The organism is Laspinema palackyanum D2c (assembly GCF_025370875.1).
GTDB classification, from domain to species: Bacteria; Cyanobacteriota; Cyanobacteriia; order Cyanobacteriales; family Laspinemataceae; genus Laspinema; species Laspinema palackyanum.
In genome coordinates this window covers 26,078-39,021 of sequence record NZ_JAMXFD010000030.1, presented here as the reverse complement: position 1 = coordinate 39,021, position 12,944 = coordinate 26,078, and the positions used below count along the sequence as shown (strand labels likewise).

Here is a 12,944-nt window from a genome sequence, read left to right as displayed (position 1 = left end):
GATCGATACAGTGATCCCCACAACCGGCGAGGGTTTGAACCTCTACAGCCGACCTAGTAGCGCGTCCAGCTTAAAATTGTGGGTTCTATCCCTCCTAACCCGCCTTGCCAAGGCGGGAACTCAGAAATTTTTACCCACAATTTTAGCCTAGACGTGCTACTAGAGTGTTGGAACAGTCTGCAATCCCTAGGACAAGAAACCGGGTTTTTGTTCCAGATTTGTTGCTAATTGCGATAAATTTTGTGAAGAAACCCGGTTGCTCACCGCTCCAGTGTTGACCCCCTAGATAGCCTTCCCTGACCAATGTTTGCTAGAGTATTTCATTCGGAGTCAATCTCCGCTTGAATGCTCATACCGAAACTTCTACTTGTAACTTCTAAAATGCTAAGAGCCGGAATTGTCGGACTCCCGAATGTGGGAAAATCTACTTTATTTAATGCCTTAGTTGCCAATGCTAAAGCGCAAGCGGCTAACTTCCCCTTCTGCACCATCGAACCCAATGTGGGGGTGGTGGCGGTGCCAGATGAGCGGTTAACGATGCTGGCAAAACTCTCAAAATCTGAGCAAATCGTCCCCACCCGCATCGAGTTTGTGGACATTGCTGGATTAGTCAAAGGTGCCAGCAAAGGCGAGGGTCTGGGTAACCAGTTTTTATCTCATATCCGCCAAGTCGATGCGATCGTGCAGGTGGTGCGTTGTTTTGACGATGAAAATATCATTCACGTCGCCGGTTCTGTCGATCCGGTGCGGGATATTGAAATCATTAACTTAGAACTGGGATTAGCTGATTTAGCACAAATTGAGCGGCGCATGGATCGCACCCGCAAATTAGCGCGCAGCAGTAAAGAGGGTCAACTCGAAATGGCTGCTTTAGAAAAATTAGCGGCAGCCTTGAATGAAGGCAAACAAGCGAGGCAAGTGTCTTTAACGGCAGAGGAAAGTGAAGCCGTTCTCACCCTTGATTTACTCACGAGTAAGCCGATTATTTATGCAGCCAATGTCTCGGAAGAGGACTTAGCTACGGGTAATGAATGGGTAGAAAAAGTCCGAGAAGTGGCCTCGGCAGAAAATGCCAAGGTGGTAATTATTTCGGCTCAGGTTGAATCGGAACTGGTGGACCTGCCGGAAGAGGAACGAGGAGATTTTCTCGCCTCTTTGGGGGTGGAAGAAGGGGGATTAAAGTCTTTGATTGCTGCGACTTATCAATTGTTGGGGTTACGCACATTTCTGACCACTGGACCGAAAGAAACCCGGGCTTGGACGATTCGGGAAGGGATGTTAGCGCCTCAAGCAGCAGGGGTGATTCATACGGATTTTGAGCGGGGTTTCATTCGTGCTGAAACGGTTGCCTATCAGGATTTGGTGAGTACGGGTTCCATGAATGCGGCGAAGGAAAAGGGTTTGATTCGCAGTGAAGGAAAAGAGTATGTGGTGCAAGAAGGGGATGTGATGTTGTTCCGGTTTAATGTTTAATCTGGGGGTGCGGATATCCCTGGGATGAATGGCGTTAGGGGAAGCAAAATTACCCGGGCGATCGCCATCTTAGTTCACGCCTCAATCTGACCGTTTTCCCCAACTCCAGGGAAGGGGTACAGTGATGCTGTACCCCTGGGGATTTACTCCATTTTCAAATACGCTTTAGCTGCTTGCTGGGTATCATTTCCCAATCGAGTAATGAGATACTCGCTATAGGCGCTACTATTTAATGGAAAACTGGAATTTTCCAGAATAAAATCAGGAAATATCGCTGTCAAATCAGAGGTTCCTTCTTTTCCCTGGCGAGGAATTTTATGATTAATAATTTGATACCCCTGAGAATTTTTATTTAAAATCAGGGCTACGGGAAAACTCCCCCCTCGCTTCTCGAAGAGTTGATTGTTCTCTACATCATATTCATGACAAACCACCCACAAATATTGATGAATGTCTCGTTTTTTGGCTTCCATTCCATAGACCTGGTAAGCACAAAAGGTACGATTTACTAGGGCATCTACTCCGACAATATCTTTGATAAAGTGGGAGTTTTCCATGTACTCAGCAGTGGCTTGTTCAATGTTAAAGGAACTGTGGGAGTTGAGGCCAGGATCTCGGCTGTCGCATCCCCCCAGCATCAAGGCAGCCGGGAGGAGTGGCACACCGATAAACCATTGGAAGAATAAGGACAGTGTACGCATTGCTATAAGGTAAAGTTTATAGATGGAGTTTTGCCTGCATTGTCTTAGGGGGATGACTGTAGCAAGCGTGTCCTTTAAGATTCGGTCAGACTGAGACTGATTCTAAACAAATCTTTCCCCTATTGATGTAATACTTTATACTTAACAGGTGCTAGTTTTCAAGCCAGAATATTAAAAAATATTAAAATTTTCCTTTTCTAGGGATAATTCCGATAAATTCCTCATAAAACTATCAGAAAATGAGGAAAATGGCCCGAAGAGCAGGGAAAATGCGGGAACGGACGATCGCCCCTGAAACAATGGCTCTCAGGCAGTTCCTCGTCTGATGCGGTAATCTCGGCCCCAAAGCTGAAACCCTTGGGGGAATTCGACGGCTTTAGGGATTGACAAGAATCTCTAGGGATTTTAAAAACAGGATTAACCGCAGGAGAACCTGATTTAGGTAAATTTTCAGGTGATTTTTAGTGAAGTGAAAGGGGGGATGATTCCCGGGTTAAAACGACCCGAATTAAACCATAAGGGGCCGGGATCACGGTCATCAGGATAGGTTTTGAGAGGGGATCTGGGGGCGAGGTAGGGGGAGATCTGAGTGGCCCAAGAAGAGAGAGTCCTGTTCTTAGCGGTAAAATTCCGCAGCGATCGCCCCAATCTGAAAGCAATTAACGGGGATAAATTGGGAATAATAATCTAGCCTAAATGGCCGGAAAAATTTTTATAGGCGTAAAGGCTTATCCCGTCAGCAATGTTCACGAAAATTTTACAAAATCGGAGCACAACCTTGACAATTCCCCCTAGCATATATAATAATCTCCAGGGACAATAAAATGAATGGGATTCAATGCTAAACTCCATTGAACCGTTTAGAGGGTGCTAGAGCTAACGCTCATCGGTCAAAGATAAGAAATATTGCGGTTTTTACGGAGCAGAATTCCAGGGAATCTACTGCAACGAGGAAACAAGCAAACATTCTTTAAAATGCAGGGTGCGCCGGAGGAGAACGGGCAGCAGGGAAAACTTGAGGCCCCAACTCAAAGGGGGAAAGTCGGTCTATCCGAGACTACCCAGGGATTTATCGTTCAGTACAAATAATTTGCAGGAAGTAACCGGATGAACTGACCCACTAGCTGAAAAGCAAGAGACGTAAATTGGATGGCAATCGTGAATTGAAACCCGCTCACCCCTTCGTTTTTGCTCAAGGGTTGAGCTGTGGAAAATCTCACGCGATCGCGCCTAGCTTTCAGGTTAACTGGGGCAGTTCACTTGCGGGTGACCCCCTCTCAGGTGAAGGAAAATGAAACCAGGAATTTTGTCTACCACAGCACTCGTGATTGCACTTGGCTTTACAGGTTCAGTCATGGCTCAACCCGGTGTCAACTACGACACGCGCACCCAAGCGACCTCAAAACGCAACCCGGATTCGGTTAGAAAAACACCCTCAACCCAGACCCCTTCTACGCTCCAGCACAATGCCAGGGTTGCGGCTGGCATCGAGATCAACAAACAGGCGATCGCTGCCATCAGCCAATTTTTGAATAACCCCGATTCCCCGAGTAGACCCAGCAGCGAGATCCCACCGCTTCAGACCCTCGATGCCCCGACTATCTCCCCGGAATTACCTCCCCTAGCGGCTGCCAGCATTTACTTACCCGAATTAGCCCCGACAATGACCGGCTATCTTTGGCCCGCCCAAGGGGTCCTCTCTTCCGGCTATGGCTGGCGTTGGGGACGGATGCACCACGGCATTGATATCGCTGGACCCACCGGCACCCCCATCCTAGCCGCCGCCAGTGGGGTGGTGATTACGGCTGAATGGCATACCGGCGGCTATGGCAACCTCGTGGAAATCGAACATTCTGACGGCAGTATTACCCTCTACGCCCACAACGATCGCATTTTGGTCAACAAAGGGGATCAGGTGGAAGGGGGCCAATTAATCGCTCAAATGGGCAGTACCGGCTTTAGTACCGGACCCCACTTGCACTTTGAGGTCCATCTTCCCGAACAAGGGTCCGTCAATCCCTTGGCTTATCTTCCCGAATCGGGATTATCGGCTCGATTGCCTAGAGCAATAGCATCAGGGCCTAGAGCATCAGCGCCTTAGTGCCAGAGAGTTTGAGTAGGGTGGCGATCGCGCTTAATCCATCCACCCCTGAACCGCGCCGTTTCCACCCAACCCACTCATACTTCCTGTGGCACACTCAAATTCGGGTAACTTCATATCAGAAGTTATCCGCTTTTTTTAGTTAGATTCAAGATTGCTACAGTTTAGGCTGACAAATCACACCGGCTTCGTTAAAATCAATGGCGATTCGAGCGATCGCACCCCCTCCTATGAACCACTCGTTCCCCCACCGATTTCGTCTTCCCCTATACGCTCTGATTCTCCTGTTATTGGCCAGTTGCACCTCCACCAAAACCAGTCAGTGCCGCCGCCTAATTCAAGCCCTAGACCAAGGCACAACCACCCTCAACCGCTTAGAACTAACGCCCATGACCGGGAGTCAAGCGGCGGATCAGGTGGAACTCTCCCTGGAAGGCATCAAAACCGTCCAATTAACGGACGAAACCATCATCAGCTTTCAAACCCGGGCCGTCGCCTTCTACGAACAAATCGGGACAGCCTTGCGAGAGACGAGCGCCATTGCCACAATGGTGAGCAATCTCCAACCCACGCCGAAAGGTTTGCAAACCCGCAAGCAAGCCCAAACCCAAGTCGCAAAGGCGATCGCCTCCATCAAACAATCCACCCAAGATGCCACAGTCCTACTCGCCGAAATCGAGGAATACTGTCTCCCCCAACCCCAACCCTAACCTCTCCCCCATCTCCCCCATCTCCCCCATCTCCCCCATCATGAGTTACTGCCTCAATCCTAGCTGCCCCAATCCCAGCAATCCCGTGAATGAAAATACCCGCTATTGCTCCCAGTGTGGCGCTGATTTATTAGTAGCAGAACGCTGTCGAGCGCTTCACCTGCTGGGTAGCAACAGCTATGAAAAAACCTTTGAAGTGACTGAAGCCGGAACCGCCAAAATTTTGAAGGTTCTCCAGATTGATGACCCAGTAGCTGTGACCCTGTTTCAACAACAAGCCTTACTCTTAGGGAAAATTCAACATCCAGGAATTCCCCAACTGCAACAAGGCGGATACTTCAGCTTTGCAGGGACGAACAGTGCGACTGCGGTGCATGGAATGTTGATGGAAAAAGTGGCGGGGCTCAATTTAGAGCAGTGGATGAAAAATCGGGGCTATCAACCCATTTCTCAAGACTTAGCGCTCAAGTGGCTCCAACAGATTGCGGAAATTTTACAGCCCATTCATCAAACCCCTTATTTACACCTGAATATTAAGCCCAGTAATATTATCCTGACGGATTCTGGACAATTGGTCTTGATTGATTTTGGCACGGCCAGACAGGTGAGTGCGAGTTATTTACGCACGGTGGAACTCTCTCCTCGTCTTTCGAGTATTGACTCGGGAGGATATACGCCACCGGAACAACTCAAACATGAAGCAGTGGCGCAATCGGACTTTTTTGCTTTGGGACGAACGATGGTGTATTTGCTCACGGCGATGGAGCCGTTGAGGTTTTACAGTGCAGAAACTTCGGCGTTTTCTTGGCGCGATCGCGCCCCGCAAATTTCGGAACAGGTGGCGGATTTGATTGATCGCCTCATGGATCCGTCCTTGAGTCAGCGCATCCAAACCGTGGAAGAAATTTTACAGCAATTAAGGGAATTGCAACCCCAGGTGATGCAGATGGAATGGGGATCGGAGTCAGTGGAGGCGATCGCCCCCTCCCCGGGTCAAGAAGCTGTTCCTTCAGGGACTCTCCTGTTGCCTGGGTTGCAACTGCCTAGCTTTCCGCAACTCCTCCCCGGGAAAAGTGAGGAAACCGTTGATGCGGCATCCCGGTTTAAAGGCGATCGCAAAGGGTGGAGATTGGCTGGGGTGTTAGGAATCTGGGCCGTGATTGGATTAGTGGGGGGAATGGGCTCGTGGTTTTTAGTCACGCGCACGAGTAGCGCTTATCAGTGCCAACGATTGTTGGCAATGATCGACGAAGGGGGACAACAAGTGACTCAAATTGAGGGAACCGATGCCACTGCCGCTAACAAAATGGCCCAACATCTCGATCGCCTTGCGGAAGAATTGTTAGGGATGAAGATATCTGATACTCAAGTGCAACCCTATCCTTTGCAGTTGGGGAAAAGTTACCAACAATTGAGTCTGTCATTTCGGCAAATTGGAGAAGCGATCGCCATTGTCGATGCGGCACCCTTATCCAAAGCCGGTTTAGACCAGGTAAAAGCCGCCCGCAAAAAAGCCGAAGAAGCCGGTCGAGTCGCTGCTCTAGCCGCAAAAACAGCCGATGGAGTAGCTGGCCAAATTCATAATTCCTGTAAAAAATAATAGGTTCAGTCGAATAGGTCCTCAGAAAAAAATCAAGCCAATTGTTCCGGAATTTTGCTCAACAATTTCCCGATTTTTGGCTTGATTCATTAATATTTAAAGAAATATTTAAAGATGAATTTCTAGGTTTAAAATATAGTGACCTAACTGAACATTTTGGGACCAAAGCTCGTATTCTAGGCGCAAATGCTCGGGAATTGGGCGACCGGAGAGGGTTAATCGGCGAGTATAATTTCTCATGCGTAACTGACCATTCGTGCCGTCAGTTTCATTTTGCAGCCAATAGCGGCTCGTGCCATACATTCCGCGTTCCCACTGGTGACGATAGCTAAATTGACCATTCCCCTGCATGGTCATAATTACGCGGTAGGGAGAAATTTCTAACCACAAGAGTCGGGAAGTAATCGCAGTGGGTCCCGTACCGACTTCCGGAGTCGAATCTGACTCCTGAAAATCGCTGAGTGCAGGTTCAGTCAGAAGTAGATGAAAGCGCTCTTGGTCCTTTTGATAAAGGGTAGCGGCGGTTTCCACCACAGACCAAAGGGGGAGGTCAGTGGAGATCAAGCAAAGGCTTACAGGTTTGCGGCGATGGGTCAGCATGAGGGTTGTAACGAACAGCGTGTGAAGAGTTTTCCAGCAATCGACAAGACTAGGAGGTGAGTTGCTCTCAATTTTAGTATGTCAGCAGAGTCAAGAACGGTGTAGGATCGCCCTAAGCCATCCCATCACAGTTTAGCCCAATGCCCAGTTCGATAGTAAATGTAAGAATTACGGAATCTCAGCAACAATTAACCATTGATAGACCGGCTCAGGGTTTATCCGTCCAAGGACGGATCCGAGTGCCGGGGGATAAGTCAATTTCCCACCGGGCTTTGATGTTAGGGGCGATCGCCAAGGGTGAAACCACGATTGAGGGACTGCTATTGGGAGAAGACCCTCGGAGTACCGCCCGATGCTTTCAGGCATTGGGGGCTGAAATTTCCCCCCTGAATGAACAACGGGTGCGGGTGCGTGGTGTCGGGGTCGGAGAATTAGTGGAACCGACGGATATATTAGATGCGGGAAATTCTGGGACGACGATGCGATTAATGCTGGGCATCCTTGCCAGTCATCCCGACCGATTTTTTACCGTAACTGGAGATAAATCTCTGCGATCGCGCCCTATGTCTCGGGTGGTTCAGCCTTTACAACAAATGGGCGCTCAAATCTGGGGTCGCAATGGCGGTTCGCTGGCCCCTCTAGCCGTTCAAGGTCAATCCTTACGGCCCATTCATTATCACTCACCGATCGCCTCGGCTCAGGTTAAGTCTTGTATCTTACTTGCAGCTTTGATGGCAGAGGGAACGACTACCATCACGGAACCAGCGGTGTCTCGGGACCATAGTGAACGGATGCTCAAGGCCTTTGGGGCAGAAATTACCACGGATCCCGACACGAAAAGTGTGATGATCACGGGACCTGCTCAACTTCAGGGTCAATCGGTGATTGTGCCTGGAGATATCAGTTCTGCGGCATTCTGGATTGTGGCAGCGGCGATCGTGCCGGATTCAGACTTGACCATTGAAAATGTCGGGATCAATCCGACAAGGACGGGGATTTTAGAGGCCCTGGAAATGATGGATGCAGATATTCAATTAGAAAATGAGCGGATAGTTGCGGGGGAACCCGTGGCGGATATCCGGGTGCGTCATTCTCAACTGAAGGGTTGCAGCATTGGCGGGGATATCATTCCCAGACTGATTGATGAGATTCCGATTTTGGCAGTGGCAGCAATTTTTGCTCAGGGTCAGACGGTGATTTCCGATGCAGCAGAATTGCGAGTGAAAGAGAGCGATCGCCTTGCGGTGACGGCCACGGTACTCAATCAGATGGGGGCAAAAATCACCGAGTTGCCTGATGGGTTGGAAATTACTGGCGGAACGCCCTTAAGAGGCACTGATGTAGAGAGTTATGACGATCATCGGATTGCCATGAGCTTGGCGATCGCTGCCTTGAATGCCAGCGGAACAACCACGATTCACCATGCTGAAGCTGCCGCTATTTCTTACCCAGATTTTACAGCGACTTTGCGACAAGTTTGCGAAGAATGCTAATTTAAACGCGATCGTTTAGGTCAGTTTCATGGGCAAAGCTGACCGGCGATCGGAATTTAAAAATTTTTCTAAAATCAATTCGAGCAAATCAGGAGAAATCATAATGTCTGAACCGAGTTCTAAACCGAAAAGCCCTCTAGGGTTTGATGAAATCATTGCAATTTTTGTGGCATTTTCGACCCTAGGTACAATTTTTATATTATCCTTCCCCAGCACAGAGAGAAGCTTAAATATTTTTGAAACTGGAACCCGTTCTCCCAGTTCTGAAGGGGTTGTACCCAGGGAGCAAACCCCTCAAACCCCAGTGAATCCCTTCGTCAATCCCGGACAAGTTCCCGCCGTTGGCCCTCAGTCCAGCAATTCCACAACCTCCCCCCAAGGGAATCCAACACCTTTGCGCGGCGCTTCAACCGCTTGGGGTGGGTTGGCAGTCCCGCTTTTCTCCCCCAACCCCGACTTGAACCCTACAAAAGCACCCACTGGGGAAGGGTCAAGAGAAGCAACTTCTCCCGCACCGGAGACGCCGATTCTCTCCAGTCCGACAACGGAGGAAAGTATCCCAACAGAGTCTGGAGAGTCCCCAAACCGCACTTCATCTCCCTTGGCAACGCCTACAACTGAAGCGACTACGGACTCAACCCCCAATCCCTAATCCCTAGATGGTGGGTACTGCCAGAAGACAACCGGGTTTCTTGACAAAATCTCTACCCATCCGCAAAAAATTAGGGGCAGAAACAGGGTTTTTGCTCTTTTTAATCTCAAGACCTCGCCCCAAAATGGATTATACGGAATCCGGTTGGTAAAAGTAGGCCCTTCGACAAGCTCAGGAGGCAATGCCCACCTGCACAGAAAGGTGGGCATTGCCTCCTGATCTCTGAGCTGGGCGAAGCCTGTCCTGAGCCAGTCGAAGCCTGTCCCGCAGCTCCGTCGAAGCCTGTCCCGCAGCTCCGTCGAAGGGGGGGAGTCGAAGGGCCTACTCGTTTTTAAAGACCTATCACAACCGAATTCCGTATTAGAGCCCACCCTAACCTTTACCCTAACCCTTTGTAGAGGTGCTTGGAGGGGACCGGAGCTTATAAGGGTGGGGTTTTGCTGACAAAAAACCTGGAATTCTATAGGGGGGTTGGTGAGGGAATGGTCTAATCACCTGTCCCGGAGTCTGGATGGGGTTGGTTCAGGAGAACTTAATTAAAAAAAAAAATAGAAATTGAACTCAGGCATGAGAAACCCTTGGAAAAGATGGGAATACTGGGGAAAAGGTAAGGTAATGGAGCGCACGGAATTATGCTGCGCCAGATCAAACATATTTTCTGGACGGTGCGGACTTATTCTGATCTCAGTCCAGATTTGTACATCAGGAAGCAGGTAAATCAGACATTAAGTGACCGGGCTAACTTGTCGCTAGATGAGTGGTTTAACTGTTTTTGGCGATCGCGGGAAATTTCTTTTTCAGTGGTGAGTTTTGTTTATATTCAGTTGGAAAAATATTCAGGTTTACAAATGGGGAGAGTGTTACCTGGGGATCGCTTAGAGCAAGATTTACAGTTAACGCTTGTTTCCTGGTTTGACTGGAATCTTTATCTGTGTGATGATTTTTTGGAGGAGTTTGGTATAGAGATTGGCGATCGCTTTGACCTACAGACGATGGGAACGGTAGAAGATTTGGTCCTCTGCCTCCATCATCTGAACTGTCCGCCTTCATGAGCATTCCAGGCGTTCAAAAATAACCCCATTAAACCGATAGTCGGAGGGATTCAGGCCATAGGGCGGACAAATTGACCGCCCCAATTCATCGAAGTTAACGCGCTTTGGCGGTAAGCGGAGCTATCGCGTAGGGAATCGCCAACCCCAGAATTTCCCAGACTTGCATCCAATCGCAAGATCGGGAAAACAACTATGAAGAATGGTGACCGACCACTTGGTCTTTGAGGGTAGAAATATCCTGGACTAACTCCCGACGATTAGAGGCGCGGAGTAAATAGCGATAGACAAACCAAGCCGAGTATCCGATTCCGACAAATTCAAAAAACGGCGCAAGTAGGGGAATATCATTCACGGCATCCACCATCGCGAGGATCACTCTGACGGTCACCAGTGCAGACAAAAACAGTCCGACGGTGACAATGGGTCGTTGGTACTCGCTGACAAAACTGGTGACATAGAGCGGGAGATCCCCTAAGATTGCCGTGACGCTATCGACGATTTCCTCGAATCGACTCGGTTCTTGAGTAACCGGAGAGAAAGGAGCCAAAGCACCAGCTTCTGTGGCGTTGATCTCGATTCTAAGTTGCTCGGCTTCATCAGCTAACTGGGCAGATTTTTCCCGGGAGATTGCTTTGGTTTCAGTTTGAGGATTCATAAAATAGTTTTCCTTGACGAACAATACCTGGATCGTAGCTTGTGACCGGAGCAGTTTGCCAACCTTCAGAGGTATTGCGATCGGCGAAATTCCGGGTTCAGAGCCATCTCAATGAGACTTCAATCATTCCCACAGGCTTATGGGGTGGGAATTTTGCGGTTTAGGACCAAGAGATCTCTTTTGTGGCAATATTGCCGTGATTTTATAAAGGAATCGAGAGAAGTGGAGCAGATGAGAGTCCATCTTCTTGATTTGTAGGGGTTTATCCCTGGACTAATAAACCAGACTTATCCATCAATTGAGCAATTGGGGATCGACCCTCGGGATTAAACGGTTGAAAGGCTAAGGATCAGGCAAAATAAGATGGGAACCGATTAGACGCTATTGACCATGAATGCAGATCATCAACAGTTGCAACAACAACTCAACCATCTGAAACAACGCTTACCGGGCTTGAGCAGTCGCCTTTCACAAGCGGCTGTGGAACTGAAAGAAGCAGGAGTCCCCGTAGACGAACGACTCAGCGAGCAACTGATAGCTTATCGGCAAGAGTTTGCGGGACTCAAATCCAGGGCGATCGAGCTGGCAAAAACATACTCGGTGCCCGGGGTTGTAGCCCCAACGCAGATTTCTTCCTTGCATGATATCCAGGGAGTTTTACAAGCGATCGCCCGGTCGGGAGGAGAAGTCAACGAGTCCCAAAAAGCCCTCTACTACATCGATCGCTTTTTATCCCTGACCCATCGCGAGCAACCGCATTTTGCGCCGTTAGAGGAGGCGAAAGTCAAAGCGCGGGAATTGCGCCACATTATGCTTAACTCCTCCCCGAGTAATTTTCCCCCCGATGTCCCGGCGTTACTTTCCGGTCAACATCCCTGTTGTGCGTTCCTGAGTCTGATTGAACCGGATGGCAATATCGCCGATGAAGAGTGGGAAAGAATGCTCGATTTTTGCGGGCGAGCCTTTGGCAAACCCTTAACTCTGGCAGCCAGTCGAGGAAAACTGCAATTTTCTGGGACGGTCGCGGCCCCAGCCCCTACGGTAACAGCCCCAACCCCTCCACCACCGCCTCGGCGATCGCCGGAAATGGTCGTAATTGCCGGGTCGGATGAGTCGGTGGAACCCACGGACACCGAAGCAGAAGTGGAACGCTTACTCTCGCAACAGCCTTCCTCACCTCCGTCTAACTTGCCCGATGTGATTATCCTTCCCAGTTCCGATGAATCCCCCTCCCGGAGTCAGATTGCTCCCCCCGCCCCAAATTTTGCCCCAACTCCTGCCAAGATGTCAGGGCTTTCCGGTGTGGGAATCGAAGTGGGATTAAACGTCTTGGTTCATATCGAACGAGTCGGCGATCACCAGTTTCATGAACATGAATTTGCCGGAACAAGGGGGAAAGCCCTGCGCCTCGAAGCCTTTGCGCTGGAAATCAAACCCCCGATTCCTGGATTGGGGATTCGCTATCTGGCCCATATCCAAGGTAGCGGAGATACGCCTTGGGTAACCGAGGGTGAGTGGGTTGGTGCTCGCGGTTCGGGTTTGCGAATTGAGGGTTTGGCGATCGAATTAACGGGTCCCGAAGCACCGAATTATTCAGTTTATTACAAGGCGCATATTGAGCGCGTGGGAGATACCCAGGAGTTTTCTAATGGTGAATTCTGCGGACGGCGTGGATCGGGTATGCGGGTGGAAGGCATTGAAATCCATATCGATCGCCACTAGGGCGTCAGGACAGGATTAGATGAATCTGAGATCTTGCACCCGTTGCAACAAACGGCGGGGGTTAAAATCCCTATAGGTGTTGAGAATAGTGCAAGATCTCAGCTATATCAGACTTGCAGTCGTCTTGAGACGACTTGATTCTATGAGGCTGCCAAGGGATTAATCCCCCGCCGGTTGTTGCCACT

Annotated in this window: 11 protein-coding genes; 8 read left to right on the top strand and 3 right to left on the bottom strand. The window is 49.5% G+C overall.

Annotation, left to right across the window (positions count from 1 at the left end):
* Window positions 1-381: 381 nt before the first annotated feature.
* On the top strand, window positions 382-1,473 hold the full coding sequence (ychF, locus tag NG795_RS24270) for a redox-regulated ATPase YchF (protein WP_367291195.1): 1,092 nt from the start codon (window positions 382-384) through the stop codon (window positions 1,471-1,473).
* Between the two features lie 143 nt (window positions 1,474-1,616).
* Here ychF and NG795_RS24265 read toward each other — a convergent pair whose 3' ends face one another.
* A complete protein-coding gene (locus NG795_RS24265; RefSeq protein ID WP_367291194.1) occupies window positions 1,617-2,174 on the bottom strand; it encodes a hypothetical protein in 558 nt (185 codons plus the stop codon).
* A 1,291-nt stretch (window positions 2,175-3,465) separates the two neighbouring features.
* Between NG795_RS24265 and NG795_RS24260 the strand changes: the two genes are divergently transcribed.
* The 3 genes from NG795_RS24260 (at window position 3,466) to NG795_RS24250 (ending at window position 6,585) form a co-directional block, all read left to right on the top strand.
* On the top strand, window positions 3,466-4,275 hold the full coding sequence (locus NG795_RS24260) for a M23 family metallopeptidase (protein WP_367291193.1): 810 nt from the start codon (window positions 3,466-3,468) through the stop codon (window positions 4,273-4,275).
* A 230-nt stretch (window positions 4,276-4,505) separates the two neighbouring features.
* Window positions 4,506-4,985 carry a hypothetical protein gene (locus NG795_RS24255; protein WP_367291192.1) on the top strand — a complete coding sequence of 160 codons (480 nt, stop codon included), beginning with the start codon at window positions 4,506-4,508 and terminating at the stop codon, window positions 4,983-4,985.
* Between the two features lie 40 nt (window positions 4,986-5,025).
* Window positions 5,026-6,585, top strand: coding sequence for a serine/threonine protein kinase (locus NG795_RS24250; RefSeq protein ID WP_367291191.1), 1,560 nt, complete (start codon window positions 5,026-5,028; stop codon window positions 6,583-6,585).
* A 108-nt stretch (window positions 6,586-6,693) separates the two neighbouring features.
* Here NG795_RS24250 and NG795_RS24245 read toward each other — a convergent pair whose 3' ends face one another.
* On the bottom strand, window positions 6,694-7,185 hold the full coding sequence (locus tag NG795_RS24245) for a hypothetical protein (RefSeq protein WP_367291190.1): 492 nt from the start codon (window positions 7,183-7,185) through the stop codon (window positions 6,694-6,696).
* Window positions 7,186-7,325: 140 nt separating this feature from the next.
* On the opposite strand from NG795_RS24245, the gene aroA reads away from it, so the two are divergent.
* The 3 genes from aroA to NG795_RS24230 all read left to right on the top strand — a co-directional run bounded on the left by aroA (window position 7,326) and on the right by NG795_RS24230 (window position 10,382).
* Window positions 7,326-8,678 (top strand): 3-phosphoshikimate 1-carboxyvinyltransferase, encoded by a 1,353-nt coding sequence (gene aroA, locus NG795_RS24240; RefSeq protein WP_367291189.1) that lies wholly within the window; start codon window positions 7,326-7,328, stop codon window positions 8,676-8,678.
* Window positions 8,679-8,781: 103 nt separating this feature from the next.
* Window positions 8,782-9,330, top strand: coding sequence for a hypothetical protein (locus NG795_RS24235; RefSeq protein ID WP_367291188.1), 549 nt, complete (start codon window positions 8,782-8,784; stop codon window positions 9,328-9,330).
* 632 nt (window positions 9,331-9,962) lie between these two features.
* Entirely contained in the window at window positions 9,963-10,382 is a 420-nt protein-coding gene (locus NG795_RS24230; protein WP_367291187.1) for a hypothetical protein, read from the top strand.
* A 190-nt stretch (window positions 10,383-10,572) separates the two neighbouring features.
* Here the strand turns inward: NG795_RS24230 and NG795_RS24225 are convergent, their stop codons facing one another.
* Window positions 10,573-11,037: a CAAD domain-containing protein gene (locus NG795_RS24225; RefSeq protein ID WP_367291186.1), complete on the bottom strand. Its 465-nt coding sequence runs from the start codon at window positions 11,035-11,037 to the stop codon at window positions 10,573-10,575.
* 390 nt (window positions 11,038-11,427) lie between these two features.
* On the opposite strand from NG795_RS24225, the gene NG795_RS24220 reads away from it, so the two are divergent.
* On the top strand, window positions 11,428-12,759 hold the full coding sequence (locus NG795_RS24220; protein ID WP_367291185.1) for a hypothetical protein: 1,332 nt from the start codon (window positions 11,428-11,430) through the stop codon (window positions 12,757-12,759).
* The last annotated feature ends 185 nt before the right edge of the window (window positions 12,760-12,944 follow it).

Coding starts and splice junctions, on each gene's coding strand:
- ychF (WP_367291195.1), top strand. CDS start 382: ATGCTAAGAGCCGGAATTGTCGGACTCCCGAATGTGGGAAAATCTACT.
- NG795_RS24265 (WP_367291194.1), bottom strand. CDS start 2,174: ATGCGTACACTGTCCTTATTCTTCCAATGGTTTATCGGTGTGCCACTC.
- NG795_RS24260 (WP_367291193.1), top strand. CDS start 3,466: ATGAAACCAGGAATTTTGTCTACCACAGCACTCGTGATTGCACTTGGC.
- NG795_RS24255 (WP_367291192.1), top strand. CDS start 4,506: ATGAACCACTCGTTCCCCCACCGATTTCGTCTTCCCCTATACGCTCTG.
- NG795_RS24250 (WP_367291191.1), top strand. CDS start 5,026: ATGAGTTACTGCCTCAATCCTAGCTGCCCCAATCCCAGCAATCCCGTG.
- NG795_RS24245 (WP_367291190.1), bottom strand. CDS start 7,185: ATGCTGACCCATCGCCGCAAACCTGTAAGCCTTTGCTTGATCTCCACT.
- aroA (WP_367291189.1), top strand. CDS start 7,326: ATGCCCAGTTCGATAGTAAATGTAAGAATTACGGAATCTCAGCAACAA.
- NG795_RS24235 (WP_367291188.1), top strand. CDS start 8,782: ATGTCTGAACCGAGTTCTAAACCGAAAAGCCCTCTAGGGTTTGATGAA.
- NG795_RS24230 (WP_367291187.1), top strand. CDS start 9,963: ATGCTGCGCCAGATCAAACATATTTTCTGGACGGTGCGGACTTATTCT.
- NG795_RS24225 (WP_367291186.1), bottom strand. CDS start 11,037: ATGAATCCTCAAACTGAAACCAAAGCAATCTCCCGGGAAAAATCTGCC.
- NG795_RS24220 (WP_367291185.1), top strand. CDS start 11,428: ATGAATGCAGATCATCAACAGTTGCAACAACAACTCAACCATCTGAAA.